Below are 18,405 nucleotides of genomic sequence, written 5' to 3' on the forward strand. Positions count from 1 at the left end.
GCATAATAAAGCTCCAAGGTTGTTTAGCTTTGGTTTTTGCAATAAATTTTGTAGTTGTTGCTCTGTACTCACTCGACGTAAAACGTCTCTTGACTTAGGAACAATGTATTGAGAGTAAAGTTCATCTTTGTCCCAATACCCTAAAATAGTAAAAAATAGCCAAGGCTCGTAATTTAGCAAAAACTGCTTGCCTTCAACTCCTCCTTTCTCTCGTAATAATTGACCTATTAAACGCCGTAATTTTTCTGGCGATCGCTGGAAAATTTCAATAACCAAATCTAAACCAGGTTTACCATAATCAAGTGCTTCAGCAAGAGCTTTAATTTGTACTTCTATATCTGAGCTTTTCAGGCGATGCTTAACGCCTTCAAATCCTCCTAAAACTAAGCCATTAATAGGAGGTGGTAGTTGTCCCCCTAATACGGCATCAAATTCACTTGGCTGGTTTTGATTTTCTTGAGTCATAATGCGATCGCTTTTTTCTTACTGTTGTTTCTAGCTTTTTACTCTGCTACAGAACAATAGCGATTGTGAACATAGCTATCCTCATCTTCATCTTTTTGTCTATCTGCAACTATATGTAGCTTTTCATCTGGTGCTAATTGTTGTGGAAATTGCTCGAAATCAACGAGTTGCTGAACTGTACCTATTTGCGAAAATCGCTGCACCATGTCTTCAGATAAGAAGTTTTCGGAGAGATTGAGAATATCGAGTTCGCTAATAGCGGCACAATTGAGGAGAATTTCTGCGCCTGCATCGCTCAACGTACCCATTGAAAGATCCAAAACACTAATAGATTGAAGTAGAGGCGATCGCACTACAGCATCAGCAATTTCATCGCTAAACTGGCTATTACGCAATCCCAAATAAGTCAAATTTGGAAATTTCTGCTCGAATAAAATTGGGTTCACACTTTCCACCCAACAGTCACCGCCGTAATCTTCGCTACCAAACCACAATTCTAGATGTTCTAAAGCTGGTAAGTTAAGGTTGCAAATCTGGGCAACAGTTGTTCGACTCAAACCCCCAGTTTCAACAATCAGCGCCTTTAAATTGTCGTGTCGCACTGGTGGAGTAAATTCTAAGCCATCTCCCCCGCGTACTTGTAAAACTTCTAGTTGGGGATAAGCTGTCAAAATCGGGCTGATGTCACTTTGCCGAATCCAAGAAATTTCGTATTCATCCCAGGCAATATCGCCAAGGAAAACAGCTTTCAGATTGGTTAACCTATCTTTGGCAGTAACTAGAGCATTTACAGGTGGGATGGATATGTCTTCATCATCTTTAATCCACATCCCAAAAACCAAAGCTTCCAACTTACTAGCTAATGGATCTTCTAGAAGCTTTGCAAACTTGCTCGCCATGTCTTCCGCTTCACAATAATCACTTCTCAAAGCATAAGCAGTGCCAACAGGATCGGTGATGCCATTTTCGGGAGAGAAATCTACCATCTGGCGATCGCTAAAGATAGTAGCATTGCCATATTCCTCTAGTCGCTCAAATCGCTGCCAAGGTTCGTATTTTTGTAATGCTAGCTTGACTTGTAGCTCTTGTCTTTTGCGTAACAGTCGATAAGCTGAACGCTGTATCTGTCTCGATCGATCTTGCAATGCTTGAAGCACTACTTCTAAGCCAGCATCGCCATAGTTCAATGCGTCGTTAAGTGCAGTAACTCGTACTTCCATGACTGGACTATTCAAGCGAAGTTTAACACCTTCAATGCTTCCAGTTGCAATGCCTTGAAACGGCGATTGTCCTCCCAATACAGCATCTTCTTTTCTCGATTGATTATTTTGCATGACTTACCTCAGCACTTTTGTTAGGATGCCCATAAATAGCAGTGTTGCGATCGCAATCTCTAAGTATTATTTAATGCTTTTAGTATGTTTGTACTAATATTTAGCAAAACTTTAGCAGCAATTATGTCAGTTTAGCGATCGCTTCTTTATCTACCAACATCTTGCCCGTTAATAGATCCTTAACTGTAACTACTAACATCCGTCGTTCGTTTACTTCAAATTGCGCCTGAATGCGATCTATTCCAGTTTGCCCTGGTGGATCGAGGTGGGCGATACAAACTTGCTGGCGATTGGTTTCTAACGAACGGTAGGTATCCTGTTTCATTAACTGGCTGTTAGTCATTCTCCCTTGAGCATCATAGGTAACTTCTGCTTGAGCAACTTGGGATACTTCGCCAATATCTAAGCGAATTTCTTGCTGCCCCTCTGTAGCTACTTGTAGAGTCAAAGGTTGCGATCGCGCTCCTGGATACGTTGCTCCTTTTTCAATCAGAGTGTGATAGGTATAAGCTTTGTAGTATGGTTCCCAAAGCCGAATTGCATAGCTGTGACGCAAATAATCGTCTAAATCGGCAATTTCGCTCAAAGCTAACGCCCCATGTGCTACAGCTTCAAAGGGCTTGTCTAACTTCACCCGCCCCCGCCCAAAATAGGCATTTACAAGTTGCTGTACGGCAGGAATTTGACAAGTTCCCCCCACTAGCAACACTTGTTCGATGTCTGCTTTGCCGATACCTTTAGTAAGAGCGATCGCTAGCACTTCATCGATACAATCTCGTAGTTGTTGGAGTAGCTGTCGATTTTCTAAAATCTCTGCTAATTCGTCTCGTTGCAGTTGCAATTCATGAGACATAAAATTTTCATCATCAAACCAAGCTTCTTTAGCCGATTGGGCTGTAGAAAGGCGAATTTTTAGTCTTTCTGCAACTTCTAGCAGATTCATATAAACAATTTCGCCTACTTCTTGCCGTTGAGAACCGCTTGTTTGCAAATAGCGATCGACAATCCAAGTATCAATATCAACACCACCAACAAAAGCATCTGACTTGGCGATAACTTCCGCCTTCACGGCTTGTTGCTAAGAAGTAATGCTAATAGTTCTAACTAAACTTAGATCCAGCGTACCGCCACCAAAATCAATCGTCAAAACTACAGCACCAGGGCGTTTTACAGCATAACCAAGCGCGGCGGCTGTAGATTCATCGACAATCTGCACGTTAGGAATATTTAGTTTATCCCCTAGATCGCGAAACCAGTTTTGATAGCGCTCAAAAGCACCCACAGGTACAGTAAAAATAACGCGATCGCATGAAAATTGCTGTTCTACTTGTTGCCAAATTTCTCGCAGAAACAATTCGCAAACCAAAGGCGCAGCATAACTAATACCATCTAACAGGCGAGGAGGCGGGACAAAATCAGCAGCCAAATCGCGCTTAAAGGCTTGGAAACAGCGTTCTGGTTGAGCAAAACCTAAACGATGCGAGCGCACTTGTTCGCCAAGCACAAAGCGATTTTCCTCAGCAACAAATACCAAACTTGGAATAACACTAACATCGCCGCCAACATCCAAGCGACGAGAGATTGAGTCAAACTTCAAAGTTCTGGGCGATCGGGTTATCGCATCAGCAACGCATACTACGGTATTACTCGTACCAAAATCAATTACTACTGTGGTCATTTGTCGTTAGAGTTATCGCAAAATTATGGGGCGGTTGGAAATCGTGTTTACACCAGATAAAGAGATAAAGTAGCGGTTGGAAACCGCGTCTACACAGACAAAGTCCACCTTCGCAGACTAAGATACCCTTAATCTCCCTTGTCTCCCTTATCCCCAACTCCTCCTGGCAAATTACGGCTAACCTTTGCAGGGCAAAGAATGCGCTGTTGGTGCTTGTAGCCCACAAATCGGATATAAACTAATTCGCCTACAGTAATATCGCTCGCGTCTGGCTGATGAATTTGCGGCTCGAAAGGTACTTTTTGCCAAGGTTTACCTATCTGTTCGTAATTCAAGGAAGTAAACAGCGACAGCAGATTTTTGGCTGGTAATTCTGGTTTAATACCTACTAAAGAGTGGATGCTGGGATAATTAGTAAGTAAAGTTTGTAATTGCTCAAATGTAGATTGGCGCAACTCTTGAGTTAGTTCTAGCCGCTGCTGCTGCAATTCTTGATGCAGTCGCAACCCTTCTTGGCGCAATGCTTCTTGCTCTTTTGTAACCTGCTGCCACTGGCTTGTAAGTTGGGCGCATTCAAGACGACTTGCTGCTAATTCTGGATGTTCTAGCGGGAAACCTAATTTTTCTAATAATTCTGCTAAAGGTACGCAAAGGACTGTGGCAATTTGACTTAGTTCGTATAACTTGAGATTAGTTGTGTCGCCATCTCTTAGTTGCCAAATAGCAGTGCTACTTATACCAGATTTTTGCTGTAAAGCTTGCCAGTTAGGAATATCTACGCGCTGCATCCACTCTAACAGCAGCGAATCGTATAGATTACCTTTTGCATAAATACTAGAAAACAACCAACGGAAAAAAGCGATCGCACTTACCCACACTAGCAAGATAGCAATACAAGCGATCGCCAAGTACCAAATATTTACTAACACGATCTACATCTGCTTGAGCGACTGATTTTGTATATCTGTCAAATTCTCATCGCCCTCATAATACTCAGGTAAGAGTTCTTGACTTTCCACATTACCGAGAGTTTTTTCTACATCTGAAGTAGTTTCAATGCAGCTAGAACCAGAAGCATCAATAACTTTCTCCGTAATCTTACCGTCAGAGCCTATGCGATATTCAACTTTTCGATACTCTGACATAACTACATAGCAATATAACAATCCTTTTGTTATATCACTTCCCTAGAGCGATCGCCAATTGGTAGAATACCGAAGTAGGGTGCGTTTTCAAAACGCACCCTACCAATCTGCGTTCCTAATTATTCCCCTCAATTATAGGTAAAGCCGCCGAAGGACACAAATCAGCAAGTACGCAAGCACCACATAGCGGATTTTTAGCTTTACAAATTGCTCTACCGTGATATACCAATCTAATTGACCAATTTTCCCAATCTGGTTGCGGTAGCAAACGCATCAAATCGCGCTCGATGCGAATTGGATCTTCATAATCAGTTAAACCCAAACGATAACTCAAACGCTTGACATGAGTATCTACAGTTACCCCAGCATTAATATTGTAAGCATGAGCGAGAACTACATTTGCTGTTTTTCGCGCTACTCCTGGTAGCTTCAATAATTGCTCCATACTACGCGGTACTTCGCCGTTAAATTCCTTGACTAGCAAAGTACAAGCCGCTTGAATATTTTTGGCTTTGTTGCGAAAAAAGCCTGTAGAACGAATCAAAGCTTCTAATTCTGCTAAATCTGCATTTGCCAAAGCCACTGCATCAGGAAAACGGCGAAATAACTCTGGCGTAACCAAATTCACTCGCTCGTCCGTACACTGCGCCGACAAAATAGTTGCTACCAATAACTGTACGGGCGTTGCATAGTTGAGCGTACAGGGTGCATCTAAATATAGCTTCTTTAGACGCACCAAAATCTCTAACGCCCGTTGCTTTTTAGCTGCCCATTTGCGGGTGATGCTCACTGAAACAGTCTTTGTACCCACTCCAAGTTTGCCGTATCGCGCACGATTAAGAAAATGCCCAAACCCAACAGTAACATTAATCCAGTCTGCATGACACCGTCTTGAATGTGTATTGGTAGGGGTTTTCCTCTTACGCCTTCAACTAATAGAAATGCTAGTTGACCGCCATCTAAAGCAGGTAAAGGTAAGATGTTGAGAATGGCAAGGTTGATGCTAATTAATGCTGCAAATTGGAGTAAGTTAGCAGCATCAGAACGAGCAATTTTTGCACCAAAATCAACGATCGCAACTGGTCCTGAAATTTGACTAGCTGTTTCGCCAAAGTTGCCAATTAGTTGCCCAAAGCCATTAACTGTAAGCACCACAATCCGCTGGAATTCGGTAGCTGCTGCACTAAAAGCTGTCAAAATACCGTCAACTTTTTTCCGTTCTACTTTGCCATTAGGTGCAAGCCCAATCCCAATACTACCTTGCTTTTTGCTGTTGAGTTGGGGGACGACTTCGACGTTAAATGTCTTATCTGCACGTTCTACCGTAAGCTCTAGGGGCTTGCCAGGGCTTGTTTTGATGATTTCGCTCAAAGCCTCCATTTCTTGCAAAGACGTGCCAAATTGGCGATCGCCTACTGCCAAAATTACATCGCCTGGTTTAATCCCAGCATCGGCGGCTACCGAACTGACATTCGCCGCTAGTTGCGGTACTAATACTCCTGGTTGGCTAGCTTGGGGAATACCCACAAAACCGATATGAGTCACTAGGAGTAAGTAAGCAAAAATTAAATTCGCAATTACTCCGGCGCTAATAACGATCGCGCGATCGACTACGGGACGATTGCGTAACAAGTTGGGGTCATCTGGAGGAATTGTACTATCAGGATCGTCATCAGGAAAGCCGACGAAGCCACCTAACGGAAATGCTCTAACAGCATACTCTGTCTCTGTTCCCTGGTACTTCAATAAAATTGGACCAAAACCCAAGGAAAACCGATTGACGTGAATCCCTTGAGAACGGGCGGCTATAAAGTGTCCGAGTTCGTGTACTACGATGAGAACCGCTAAAACGGCGATCGCTGCCAATACTGACATAGAAAAAAATTAATCAAAAGCAACATTTCTTTAATTCTACGCTTGTTCTTGAATTAGGCGATCGCGCTTGAGATAGGGTTGCAATACCGATGGTATGTTTACGCTACCATCTGGCTGTTGATAGTTCTCCAAAATTGCCGCCATCGTCCGCCCTACAGCTAAACCCGAACCATTGAGAGTATGCACGAATTGCGTGCCTTTTTTCCCAGCTTCTTTGAAGCGAATTTGCCCGCGTCTTGCTTGATAGTCAGTGCAATTAGAACAGCTAGAAATTTCTCGATACTTACCCGCAGAAGGCAACCATACTTCTAAGTCATAGCATTTAGCAGCAGAAGGACCCATATCGCCAGTACACAGTTCCAACACGCGGTAAGGCAATTGTAATGCTTGTAAAATTGCTTCAGCATTTTGGACTAATTTTTGATGTTCGTCTTCCGAGGTACTAGGAGAGACAATTTTCACTAATTCAACTTTGCTAAATTGGTGCAGGCGAATTAAACCCCGCGTATCGCGTCCGTAACTTCCAGCTTCGCGGCGAAAACAAGGCGTATAAGCGCAATGGTAAATAGGTAAACTGTCAGCAGCTAAAATTTCATCTCGATAAAGATTAGTAAGTGGGACTTCTGCTGTCGGTATCAGCCATAAGTCATCATCTGCACACTTAAAGCTTTCTTCCGCAAACTTAGGCAACTGCCCTGTTGCTGTCAAGGATGCACTATTAACTAACAATGGGGGCATAATTTCTTGATAGCCAGCAGCAGTTTGGCGATCGAGCATAAACTGAATTAAGGCTCGCTCTAGCGCTGCACCTACACCTATCAGCGTCACAAATCGGCTTTGGGCAATCTTTGCAGAGCGCTCAAAATTAAAAATACCTAACTTTTCGCCTATTTCCCAATGCGGCAGAATATTGGGATTTTGGGGAATGTACTCGTCGCCCCAGCGTCGCACTTCAATATTTTCGTCTTCGCTTTTTCCTACTGGTGTAGAGTCACAAGGCAAGTTAGGAAATGTTAGTAATAGCGCTTGTAACTTAGATGCCAGTTCTTTTTCTTCAGGTTCGAGGAAACTAATTTGCGCTTTGACTTCGTTACCTTCTTCCCGTAGAGCTACAACTTCTGCATCTTCGGGATTAGTTCCCGCTCTAATTTTTTGCCCGACTAATTTACCAATTTCATTGCTACGGGCTTGCAATTGCGATCTTTTTGCTTCTAGTTCGCGCTGCTGTTTATCTAGCTGCGTTACAGGTTCTAGATCGTATTCGCCGCGACGATTTAATAATTCTTGTATTTTTTGCGGATTTTCTCTAATCTGCTTAATATCCAGCACAGATTTTTCCCTTATATTTCTGCCAATAGTTCAGCATACAATAGCTACACTACTGCTTATTCACGCGATTGAGCAGGAAAAGCGAAGCTACAAGTCCGACAAAATGAGCCGCAACTGTATTGGTGTTGGCTTGTACGACAAATATATCGACTGGACGAATAATTTGCTGAGGGTTGTAAATAGCTGCGCCTAATCCTTGGGGTAAAGATAGAGAACGCAATAGTAATATACCAACAATGGCTTGCGCTCCTAAAACAGTAAGTAAAGTGCCGATCAAGTTGACAATCAATCCCAAGCGCAGTACTTGTACTGTATCGGCTTTACGCGGGCGGTTGTTAGGATTGGTAGACTGCAAGCGCTTGCCTATGCGCGTGTAGCGAAAAGCTATATATACGCCTATAGCTAGCGTCACAATGCCACTAACTGCTAAAACTATCCCAAATCCAGTTCCGGCGCTTCTTTGCCCTTGAGGACCTATATCGCGTCCTAAACTGGCAAATATCAATACTAAGGTAGAAACAACTCCTAATACTGATTGAACCCAAAAACTAGCCCAGCCTGCCAAACGAAAAGTAGTGGCTATTTGTTGCAGCGTTGGCGGTAAGGGTTTTGCTGTCGATTTTTCTACCATAAATAATTTTGGCTATGAGTTTATAACTTATACCTCTATTTGAGCAAGCGATCGCCACTATGACTAGAAAAATCAACACTTATTTTCATCGCCGCGATCGCACTTCTAGGCATAACTTACCAATTTTCTCTCTACGACTGTAGAGATTTACCTAAATAAATATAATTTTTTAAAAAAATAATTCATCTTTTCAACATCAAAATGAATTGTTGAATTTACAGTTAGAAAATTAATTATTTTGACAGACAAATATGGGGAAAAGCGTTTAAAATTGCCTCAAATCTACTCATTAGTTTAAAAATGACAACCTCTTAAAAGAAAGCTGCCAATGTACAGTATCTCAGTAAACTACCAGTTCGCAAAACTGCCTCAATGTATGCAGGCTTGGCGGGATCGGTCAGCCAATTGTTAAAGCTAGAAGACTTAATTGATTGTTTTTTCTAATGGTTTGCGTCCACAATCTCTATGTTAAGGAGCGCCAGTATGTAGGCATTTAGGTTTCATTGAAAAGTTAAGAATTACAAACTTTACTTGTTTTTTTTGTCACCAGAACTTGACTCAAGCAGCAATTTAGCTAACCCATATCCTATGTCTAACAAAACTTTACTAGGAGAGCGACAAATGAAACTTGAGCATATCTACGAGTTTTTTCGCAATCGTCCTCCAACTTATTTAGGTCAAGAACTAGCAGTATGTTATGTCTTATCAGTATTGAGCGAGAAAGAGTCGTACGGTACAGAGCTAATTTCGCTGTTGGAGACTGAATACCCCCGCTATCGGCTTTCTGATACTGTTTTATACAGCGCAATCAAATTTTTAGAAGACGAAAAAGCGATTACTGGCTACTGGAAAAAAGTCCAAGGGCGCGGTCGTCCTCGGCGGATGTATCAAATTAGTCCCCAATGGCAAACTCAAGCTCAAGAGTTGGCTAGTCTATGGCAAGAATATACCAGTAGCCCACCAGGTAGCTAATAATGGAGAAGTAGGTACGAACTAAGTTGCTTTGAATACTACTATTTTGCCCTCAACTTTTGTATTGACTTTGTTACTGGCAATTGGACTGGTCTTTTTTATCCGCGCCTCAGCTAAAGACCGCATAGAACAAGTCAAGCTAATTTCTGACCAACCAGAAGGTACTTTGATGGCACAATTGCAACAGTATTTTGCTCAAAGGTCTTATCAAGTCATCAGCCTTGACAAGGAAAGCAACAGCGTTACTTTTGAAGGGATGGTCAGACCTAGTGTTTTTCTGGCTATCTTACTTACTTTGCTAGCTAGTGCTGGTAGTTTGAGTTTGGCGTTGGTTTTATCGTTCCTATTCCCCGACTACGGTCAGTTTTTCCTGTTACTTGTGCTACTTGCTCCTGGCGCAGGAATTTATTACTGGAAAAAGTCAAATCGCAAAGAACAAGTCTTTTTGAGGGTGCAACCAAGTAATAGCGATCGCCCTCTGGCAATTGCTGTCACCGCCCATCGTGATGAAATTGCTGCGCTGCAAAAAGCTGTCCCCGTTCGCAGCGCTGAAAATAGTTTTGAGGTTTGAGCAAGCATTGGTTTGATGTCGGGGTTTTTGCCAAAAAAATTACCCCACTCAAACTTAATAGTTTAAATAGGGTTATTTAGTCTCGAACTCAATTTCCTAATGGAGAAATTTTCGCCGTTCGTTGTTTAACGCGCCATCTCTTACTTGCGTAATGTAACTAAATCCTTTTCTGATGGGTTTTCCAAAAACCTCAGACTAGGAAATAAGAAATGATTTTCCTCTACATACTGCGCCCCAAATAGACCCTTTTCTGCCCAAAAATAACGGTCTGTTGTGTGTTCATTCCGTTTTACTAATAGCAGCGCTGGTGGTAAAATACCTTCCGCCTGAATATATTTTCTAGCAGCGGTTACAGGCTTATCTTCTCCACTTTCGATGCTAAACTGAGGCACATGTTCTAGGATCCGGCGTCCTTCTTGACGACGACGACTTTTACGCTTCCGTCTCCTTGCCAACCTCTTGTCCTCCTCTTTAAACGATCGAAGATTGTAGTTAGTGTTACAAAATTCGTTGTCAGTATATCTTTCTGAGTTTTAAAAATCAACTTATATGAAGCATTTGATACAAACTTAGTAAAAAAACTGTTAAGTTTGCGTTAATATTAAAGATATTGTCAATAAAGTTAACACTTCTTAAGAAAAGATCCATCGAAAGAAATACTCAGCGCTCTTACAAATGCTTGTTGTGAAAGCTAAAGTTTTTGCGAGAATCTAATCTCAGTTGCTAACATGAGGCAACCCCCAATAGACTGCTAGCAGAAGTGGAGAAAATCTTTTAACCTTTACTTTTGCCTATAGGTCTAATTCCAGCAGGGGTGCTTAAAATTCTGGTAATTGCAGAATGCTAACTACTACCGATTTTGTTACTTTATGTCAAGTTCAAGTTGCCATGCTCGCTCAAAGATTAGGAGCCGTATGGAGCATTGTATATTTAACAGAAGAACTAGCAGAGCAAGGTAGTAGCGAAGCAAAGTTAATTCCAGTAGTAGCGTATCCAGAAACGCTAGCCCAACGGCAAAAGGCAGGAGCATTAATCCCCCAAGAGACAGGCGCTCCTAGCTTGCTTCAATTGCCAGCAGCACCCACATCAGTACCTATACCTGCGTGGGAATCTTTAACTGATGAAGCTAAGGCGCAATTGCTACCCAGTCGTCAAATAGTATTGCCTTTGATGTATGAAGGGATATTAATGGGGCTATTAGTTACAGGTAGAGAAGATAGACCTTGGAATGAGAGCGAACGTAACGAAATAGAAAAAATAGCTCAAACCCTAGCGATCGCTCGTTCTTTGGATCGACAAAATAAATGGTACGAACAGCAACTAATTCAACAACAACGTTTGCAGAGACAGCAAAGAGATTTATTGGATGACTTATTGCATCAATTTCGCAATCCACTAACGGCATTGCGGACATTTGGCAAATTACTCCTCAAACGGTTTGCCCCAGGAGATGCCAATCGCTCTGTAGCCGATAGTATAGTCAGGGAAAGCGATCGCTTGCAAGAGTTATTATTGCAATTCGATCGGGCAATTGACCTAACGGTAGCAGATTTAGAGGCGCAAAAAGCTTTACCACCAGCACAAGAACCACCAGCTAAACCCTTGCCATTACTACTAGGGCAAGGAAATTCTCAAGTGTGTTTAGTAGCAGAAGTATTAGCACCATTAGTAGCATCAGCAAAAGCGATCGCCCAAGAGCGAAATTTACAACTAATAGCCGAGATTCCCGCCAACTTACCCCCTGTCAAAGCCGATCGCGCTGCATTAAGAGAAATATTTAGCAATTTAATTGACAACGCTTTGAAATATACTCCCAGTGGCGGAGAGATTTATATTCAATCTGGCAAACAACGCGATCGCGCTCAAGGAATTGAAATTAGCGATACAGGGTTAGGCATTCCGCCAGCAGACTTAGGCAAGATATTCGAGCGCCATTACCGAGGAGTACAAGAAAATTCAGCAATTGCTGGTACAGGATTGGGACTTGCGATCGTCAAGGAATTAGTAGAACAAATGCAGGGTGAAATCGAAGTTTTCAGCCCTGCACAAAATGGTTCGGGAAGCAAATTTGTTGTGTGGTTGCCCATCGCCGCGTAGAGACGTAGCAGTGCTACGTCTGTACATTTAGCGGGTTAAATTATCGATTCGCGGTATAAGGCATAGCCCATCGCGTAGAGACATAGCACTGCTACATCTGTACATTATCGATTCGCAGTTTGGGGAATCGTCAAATCGGAAGTAAGAGTTAATGGCAAATCGGTATCAGGATCGATCGCAATCAAATCGACACTATTTCTACCCAAGAACAAGCCAACTAAAGTACCAATTCCCGCACCGCCTAAGACTTCCTCAGTTGCGATCGCGCGATCGCCAGTTACAGCCGAAATAGCAGCAGCAGCAGCAGCACCCAAAGCGGCATTTTTTACTACATTACCCACATTAACACCCTTGCGGATGCGTTCGGTTTTGGTAATTACTTCTGAAGTAGCACTAATCTTGGATCTTTGTCCGCCACTTAAAACTAATTCTTGAGCGTAGAACTGCGAACCGCCCTCAGCAGGACGTAATTCACCTACTACTTGAGTACCAGCAGGGATTAAAACTGTGCCTTCACGAGTAACAACATTTTGCGCTACTGTGAGCGTCAAAGGTGCAGTTTCTTCCTTAGTTACCAAAATGCGCTCTGCTTGGTCGTATCTTACCGGAATAGCAGTTCCAGTAGGAATTCTCACAGCCTGTGGCGTAGTAGGTGTAGTTGGTTGAGTTGCTTGTCCGACAATATATGAAGAGTTAATTGCTGCAACTTGACCGGAATTAGCTAATGCTTGATAGATAAAAGCTGCTACATCAGCCCGCGTTGCAGGGCGGGTAGGATTGAGGAATTGAACGTTGGGGTAGTTAACAACGATCGCTCTTTGCGTAGCTGCGGCAATTGGCGAACGGGCGTAACCAGAAATGCTAGCAGCGTCGTTATAGTATTGAGTGAGATTGCTGTCACTTGTAGCTGTAAAGTCTAAACCGCTAGCTAAAGATACTAAAACTTGTTCGCGGGGAATATTTTGCTCTGGCTGGAAGCGACTACCAGGATATCCAGACATAAAGCCTGTTCGGTAGGCTTCTTGAATTGCGCTGTAAGCCCAGTAATTTGATGGTACATCACCAAAATTAACTGCATTGCGTTCTGGAGCTTTTTCAAAAGCGTTACGCACAATAGCCGCAAACTGAGCGCGGGTTACTGGTTGGTCGGGGCGGAAGGTACTATCGGGAAACCCAGCAATAATATCTCGTCTTGCTAATTCAGTAATAAAAGGGTTTGCCCAGTAATTTGCCGGAACGTCAGTAAAAGTTGCACTTTGAGCAAATGTTGGTGCAGACCATACTAAAGGTGCAACCGTACCTGCACCAAGGGCAAATGCCATGAAAGCTGCTGTTCCCGATTGCAAGCGATTGAAACTAGACATTGATAAGTGTTCTCCACAAAATTTATTCACTGTTTGCTTAATTACTAGATTTTATGAAGTCTAATTTGTTCCTTAATTCAACTGCGTCTATAGACGCATTTCTTTATCGCTGATAAATTCTAAATATGGCATTTTAAGCACTATTTTTAGCTAAAATAATCCTTAAGATTAGCGACGATATCTATCTAAATAAGTTGCCGTTTATAAATAAAAATACTAAGTAATTAAGTAAATTTACGTAAATATTGCTGCAGTAAGTTGATAACTATTTCTGGCATTTCCAGATGAGGTAATACACCCGCACCAGCGATCGCTTGAACTGCCGAGATCGCTTGTGGATTTAGCTTTGCCAATTGCTGCCCTAATTTAATACTGGTAAATTGTGCTGCTTCTCCCCACGCCATTACAGTAGGTACACTCAGCCTTGGGATATATAAAGATAAGTCAAAATAAAGATCGCCGCGCAAAAAAGCTAGGGCGGAGTAAATGGCATTAGGTTGTTGTGCAGAAGCAAGATAAGCCTGTACCATCTCAGGCGAAACTCGTTGGGGATTGGCGAACAAAAATCGTTCGAGAAAGTTACGCACAGCAACTTCATTTTCCGCGCCCAAAGTGTAGATAAAACGGTCTACAAACGGCGTATTAATAAGTTGCAAAGGTAGCCTGCGCCCTGCACCTTGTCCAAAATCATCGAACCCTGACGGACAAACTAAAAATAAAGCTTGAAATAGTTCTCTATGGCTAATTGCCAGGCGCATAGTTAAAGCCGCGCTCAAAGAGGAAGCGACGACAACTACAGGCGGGGTACAAACTTGGCGAATAAACTCAGCTATGGTTGTAAGATAGTCAGAAATTTGATAATTGCGGACAGGATGAGCAGATTGTCCCCAACCAATTAAATCAGGGGCAATAACACGGTAGTTGTGAGTAAAAGCAGGATAAACTTTAGACCACTCATAAGCAGACGCACCACCACCAAAGTTATGCAGAAACAGCAATGTAGGTAATTTCTGCTCTAAGGTAGCAACAGGTGTATAGTAAACCATTGAGCCTAAAGACGTATCCGTTACTTGTTGGACAAAGCCAGGAGGTTGAAATTGCAGCATATTTACATCAATAGTTGACCAAAATAATTACGAATTACGAATTACGAATTACGAATTACAAATTGCCGCCCTGCGGCTTGAAAGCTACCAAAGCAATCTCAGAAATCGCCATAAGTTCTACGCCAATTTTCTGCTTGCTGAAACTTGATTTTTGCACTATTAGCAGCTTGTTTATCTTCTGGGCGATCGCCTATCATCAATACTTTAACGGGATTATGGATTTCCATCGCTAGCAGTAGCATTCCAGGATTGGGCTTGCGAAATGTTCCCGATAGTTGGTGCTTGCTGTAGTCGTGGGATGCTGTGGGAGTAACGCCAAAGCACCTTTTTCCGGCAAAATCGGGGCAAAAGTAAATTTCCTCAATTTCTGGGAGTAAAGTCATCGTGAATTGCTGTTCTTTGATGCAGCTAGTTAGAGATTTTTTACCTGCTTCTACCCCAGCTTGATTAGTTACACCGACTATTTTCCAGCCTAAATCAGCAAAATATGCGATCGCACTTTCCGCACCAAGAATTAGTTTTTGATCGCTAGGGCGTTGGATAAACTTGTTATCCGAACGCGGTTCGCGCACTGTACCATCCATATCGACAATTAAGAGATTTATCGGGGTAATATTTGCTGTAAGTTCTTGTTCCATCGCTCGATCTTAAACTAGAAGCTAAGAGTTAGACTTTGAGGTAAAACTTTAGAGTGGAAAGAAAAAATATTGCGACTGGAACTCCTTGGGAGCCAATTGTAGGCTATTCGCGGGCAGTGCGGATAAATAACGTTGTCTATGTTTCTGGTACAACTGCAACAGATGATAGCGTTGCGATTGTTGGTTTAGGAGATGCTTACAAGCAAACCCTCCAAATTCTGCAAAATATTGAATCTGCATTACATTTAGCAGGCGCAAGCCTAAATGACGTAGTTCGCACGCGAATTTATGTCACAAACATTGATGAGTGGGAAAAAGTCGGGAAAGCACACGGCGAATTTTTTAGGGAAATTCGACCAGCTACAACAATGGTAGAAGTAAAACGCTTAATTTCTCCTGAAATGTTAGTAGAAATTGAAGCTGAGGCGGTGATGAGTGAGTCAAGTTGAACAACGAGTTGAGCGTTAGATGTTGCCTGTTTACTTTGCTTTTATCGATATTTCTTTTAGCTGAAACTCATGCTTGAGTATGAATAAAAGCTTAATTACCAGACTTGTTTTAGCAAAACTACTAAAATAATAGGACGATAATAGTTTTTTGCGTCTAGAAGCTTGGTTACACAATGAAACTAAATGCCCAAATCCTCGCAGGGTTAGCTAGAGCCTGCGGCATAGCTTCTTTTACTACTATAGGCATAATTAGTATTTACAATCTACCCATATATGCACAATCCACTACCTTTTTTTGTGGAAGCAACAAGGGTATACCTGTAACTTATGCTCGTACCCCAAGGGGAAATGTGCCAATGATTCGCTGGAGCGATCGCTCTTTCGGGGATAATTGGACGAGTCGGCGGCGCTGTGAGGATGTATCTCGAAGATTTCAGCGGAACTATGATAACGGTACGCTGAAAACGCTCGCAACAGGTAAACTGAACGGATACCCAGTTTTGTGCGCTGCTGTTAACCAAGACGATCCTTGTACGGAAAAAACGTTATTATTTACCCTCAAGCGAAACGCTAATGCTAGGCGCGTTGTCGAAAGGCTGTTAGATACCAGAGGGCTTGCTGCGGGAAAGATTGTCAATCAAAGTGCTTGTAAAGATGATTGTCCCGTATATGTGAATGTAGATGTTTATTTGAGTAGTGCTACGCCTGAATAAATTGTTCTAGCCTAGCGCGAAGCGTAGGATTACACGCAGATGAGTTGGCATTGCCTACAGCAAAAACGTCTAAAACTAATGCTGGTCATATGTACGAGCGGATTAATAGTACCAGCATTGAGTGGCGATCGCAGTGTTTCTTTGTTCAGTGATGCTGCGCCCGATCCTCAATTATCATTGCAACAGATCGAATCTACTGCAAGAGCGATCGCAGTTAAAGTGCTTTCAGCAGATGTCTTGGGATCTGGATTTTTGATCGAGAAACAAGGTGAAGTTTATACGGTTGTGACTAATGCTCATGTTCTCCGCGCCGGAGATCCCCCCTTACGTCTTCAAACCTGGGATGGGCAGATTTACCCTGCTTTGTTACTCGAAAACGTTAAGTTTAAAGGAAACGATCTAGCATTGTTGCAGTTTCGCAGTTCTCGTCATAGCTATTCTGTAGCATCGATTGATTTATCTTTTAATTTAGCGATCGCAACTAATGTGTTTGCTGCTGGATATACTCTTGATGACGCGCAATCTGCTACCAAAAAGAAACCGCAGTTAAAAGGATTTGCCTTTAACAGTGGAAGAGTGTCAATGATACTAGATAAACCTTTGGAGGGCGGCTATCAAGTTGGTTATACCAATGATATTGAAAAAGGTATGAGTGGGGGACCACTGCTAAATCAATGGGGTAAAGTTGTCGGTATCAACGGGAAACACGCCTATCCTCTTTGGGATGCTCCATCTGTGTTTCAGGATGGCTCTGTGGCTTGCCCAAGTTTACAAAAGTCAATCGATCGCACTAGCTGGGCAATTCCAATTGAAACCCTAGTGCAGCTAGCACCTACGTCTATTAAGCTTCATTCTCAATTAACAGCACCTTAGCTACTACGAAATATGATTGAAAAGAGTGATTGCCAAGTTCTCAGGTAAAGCCGCGTGAAGATGATCGGATGAAATGTTATTACTTACTACCAGCAGCACTGATAGGGATATCAGCAGTTGTGCGATCGCCTGCTGCCCTAGCACTATCATCTACTGAAGTGAGTAAGATTGCAGTACAAATCACCGTGAGAATTGAAAGTAAAAATTCTCCAGGTTCGGGAGTAATTATTCAACGTGAAGGCAATACATACACTGTGCTAACTTGCAAGCACGTTGTAGCTAAAGCTGATAAGTACACAATTGTTACTGCTAATGGCGAGCAATATCCCCTCGACTACAGCAGTGTGAAAAAGCTTTCTCCAGGACTCGATCTAGCAGTATTAAAATTTACCAGCAATAGAAATTACACTGTTGCAAAAATAGGTAATTCTGATACAGCCACAGTAGGTATAGATGTATATGTCGCAGGATTTCCCGCACCCACAGCAGTAGTTTCGCGTTCTCTGTGGCGGTTTAGTAAGGGCGAGATTACTGCTAATGCTACTCAACCATTGGATGAAGGCTATGCTTTGGTTTATAGCAATAGTACCATCGAAGGTATGAGCGGCGGCGCAGTGTTGAATGAAAACGGCGAACTCATTGGCATTCACGGGAGAGCAGAAACCACTGTCGATGATAATTCCCAGCGAATCAGAACGGGTTTTAATTTGGGTATTCCCATTAATACCTTTGTGAAACAGTTTCCTGTGAGTGTGGCTAGGCTTGCTCCTGCTAAAGCTCAACCTACCACAGCACCAGTAGCAGATGAATTCTTTACCCAAGGTAAGCTAAAGTTAGTGGAAGACTTGGATTATCAGGGGGCGATCGCTGATTTCACTCAATCACTTAGCCGTCATCCCGAAAATGCCGAAGCCTATTATGGTCGAGGGCTTGCTTATTATCATCTGGGAGAGATCCAAGAAGCATTAGCAGACTTGCAACAAGCAGCAAAGTTCTGTCAGCAACAAGGCAAAGCCGATTTATGTCAAAAAGCCCAGAACTTGATCGGACAGCTACAGCTTTAGTTAAACCGATTTTATATTCGTGAGAGGTAGGGGGCTGGTTTCACAAGAATCTTTGTCTTGGCTGAATCTTCCCTTTCTTAATATTCACTGGACAGGTTGAT

18 protein-coding genes and 2 pseudogenes are annotated in these 18,405 nt (G+C 42.5%); 7 read left to right on the forward strand and 13 right to left on the reverse strand.

Annotated features, from left to right (window positions below; genetic code table 11):
- The 9 genes and pseudogenes from UH38_RS00005 to UH38_RS00045 all read right to left on the reverse strand — a co-directional run.
- Positions 1-465, reverse strand: a pseudogene (locus UH38_RS00005) (hypothetical protein); the annotation flags it as partial.
- Positions 466-503: 38 nt separating this feature from the next.
- Positions 504-1,799, reverse strand: a complete 1,296-nt coding sequence (locus tag UH38_RS00010) for an STM4015 family protein (protein WP_045052570.1) — start codon at positions 1,797-1,799, stop codon at positions 504-506.
- Positions 1,800-1,920: 121 nt separating this feature from the next.
- Positions 1,921-3,477, reverse strand: a pseudogene (locus tag UH38_RS27555) (Hsp70 family protein).
- Positions 3,478-3,605: 128 nt separating this feature from the next.
- Positions 3,606-4,406, reverse strand: a complete 801-nt coding sequence (locus UH38_RS00020; RefSeq protein ID WP_045052571.1) for a helix-turn-helix domain-containing protein — start codon at positions 4,404-4,406, stop codon at positions 3,606-3,608.
- A 3-nt stretch (positions 4,407-4,409) separates the two neighbouring features.
- Positions 4,410-4,622, reverse strand: a complete 213-nt coding sequence (locus tag UH38_RS00025; protein ID WP_045052572.1) for a DUF2997 domain-containing protein — start codon at positions 4,620-4,622, stop codon at positions 4,410-4,412.
- A 115-nt stretch (positions 4,623-4,737) separates the two neighbouring features.
- Complete coding sequence (gene nth, locus UH38_RS00030; RefSeq protein ID WP_045052573.1) at positions 4,738-5,412, reverse strand: endonuclease III; 675 nt, start codon at positions 5,410-5,412, stop codon at positions 4,738-4,740.
- Entirely contained in the window at positions 5,409-6,497 is a 1,089-nt protein-coding gene (gene rseP, locus UH38_RS00035; RefSeq protein WP_045052574.1) for an RIP metalloprotease RseP, read from the reverse strand. Before rseP ends, nth begins: the two co-directional genes overlap by 4 nt.
- 36 nt (positions 6,498-6,533) lie before the next feature.
- Positions 6,534-7,826: a serine--tRNA ligase gene (serS, locus tag UH38_RS00040; protein ID WP_045052575.1), complete on the reverse strand. Its 1,293-nt coding sequence runs from the start codon at positions 7,824-7,826 to the stop codon at positions 6,534-6,536.
- Positions 7,827-7,875: 49 nt separating this feature from the next.
- Positions 7,876-8,457, reverse strand: a complete 582-nt coding sequence (locus UH38_RS00045) for a DUF3611 family protein (protein ID WP_045052576.1) — start codon at positions 8,455-8,457, stop codon at positions 7,876-7,878.
- Positions 8,458-9,078: 621 nt separating this feature from the next.
- Between UH38_RS00045 and UH38_RS00050 the strand changes: the two genes are divergently transcribed.
- A complete protein-coding gene (locus UH38_RS00050; protein ID WP_045052998.1) occupies positions 9,079-9,429 on the forward strand; it encodes a PadR family transcriptional regulator in 351 nt (116 codons plus the stop codon).
- Positions 9,430-9,460: 31 nt separating this feature from the next.
- The gene (locus UH38_RS00055; RefSeq protein ID WP_045052577.1) at positions 9,461-10,000 is read left to right on the forward strand and encodes a cofactor assembly of complex C subunit B; all 540 of its coding nucleotides are present in this window, start codon (positions 9,461-9,463) and stop codon (positions 9,998-10,000) included.
- 140 nt (positions 10,001-10,140) lie between these two features.
- Here UH38_RS00055 and UH38_RS00060 read toward each other — a convergent pair whose 3' ends face one another.
- Positions 10,141-10,455: a DUF3155 domain-containing protein gene (locus UH38_RS00060; RefSeq protein WP_045052578.1), complete on the reverse strand. Its 315-nt coding sequence runs from the start codon at positions 10,453-10,455 to the stop codon at positions 10,141-10,143.
- A 385-nt stretch (positions 10,456-10,840) separates the two neighbouring features.
- On the opposite strand from UH38_RS00060, the gene UH38_RS00065 reads away from it, so the two are divergent.
- The gene (locus UH38_RS00065) at positions 10,841-12,097 is read left to right on the forward strand and encodes a GAF domain-containing sensor histidine kinase (protein WP_045052579.1); all 1,257 of its coding nucleotides are present in this window, start codon (positions 10,841-10,843) and stop codon (positions 12,095-12,097) included.
- A gap of 104 nt (positions 12,098-12,201) precedes the next feature.
- On the opposite strand, the gene UH38_RS00070 is transcribed toward UH38_RS00065, so the two are convergent.
- The 3 genes from UH38_RS00070 to UH38_RS00080 form a co-directional block, all read right to left on the reverse strand.
- Positions 12,202-13,461, reverse strand: a complete 1,260-nt coding sequence (locus tag UH38_RS00070) for an S-layer homology domain-containing protein (RefSeq protein ID WP_045052580.1) — start codon at positions 13,459-13,461, stop codon at positions 12,202-12,204.
- Positions 13,462-13,685: 224 nt separating this feature from the next.
- Positions 13,686-14,567: an alpha/beta fold hydrolase gene (locus UH38_RS00075; RefSeq protein ID WP_045052581.1), complete on the reverse strand. Its 882-nt coding sequence runs from the start codon at positions 14,565-14,567 to the stop codon at positions 13,686-13,688.
- Between the two features lie 98 nt (positions 14,568-14,665).
- A complete protein-coding gene (locus tag UH38_RS00080; RefSeq protein ID WP_144405595.1) occupies positions 14,666-15,205 on the reverse strand; it encodes an HAD-IIIA family hydrolase in 540 nt (179 codons plus the stop codon).
- A 53-nt stretch (positions 15,206-15,258) separates the two neighbouring features.
- Between UH38_RS00080 and UH38_RS00085 the strand changes: the two genes are divergently transcribed.
- The 4 genes from UH38_RS00085 (at position 15,259) to UH38_RS00100 (ending at position 18,304) form a co-directional block, all read left to right on the forward strand.
- Positions 15,259-15,654 carry a RidA family protein gene (locus tag UH38_RS00085; RefSeq protein ID WP_045052582.1) on the forward strand — a complete coding sequence of 132 codons (396 nt, stop codon included), beginning with the start codon at positions 15,259-15,261 and terminating at the stop codon, positions 15,652-15,654.
- A 173-nt stretch (positions 15,655-15,827) separates the two neighbouring features.
- Entirely contained in the window at positions 15,828-16,367 is a 540-nt protein-coding gene (locus UH38_RS00090) for a COP23 domain-containing protein (RefSeq protein WP_045052583.1), read from the forward strand.
- Positions 16,368-16,406: 39 nt separating this feature from the next.
- Positions 16,407-17,240, forward strand: a complete 834-nt coding sequence (locus tag UH38_RS00095) for a S1 family peptidase (RefSeq protein WP_045052584.1) — start codon at positions 16,407-16,409, stop codon at positions 17,238-17,240.
- A 68-nt stretch (positions 17,241-17,308) separates the two neighbouring features.
- The gene (locus UH38_RS00100) at positions 17,309-18,304 is read left to right on the forward strand and encodes a trypsin-like peptidase domain-containing protein (RefSeq protein WP_072044856.1); all 996 of its coding nucleotides are present in this window, start codon (positions 17,309-17,311) and stop codon (positions 18,302-18,304) included.
- The last annotated feature ends 101 nt before the right edge of the window (positions 18,305-18,405 follow it).

The organism is Aliterella atlantica CENA595, assembly GCF_000952155.1.
In the GTDB taxonomy this organism is placed as follows: domain Bacteria; phylum Cyanobacteriota; class Cyanobacteriia; order Cyanobacteriales; family Chroococcidiopsidaceae; genus Aliterella; species Aliterella atlantica.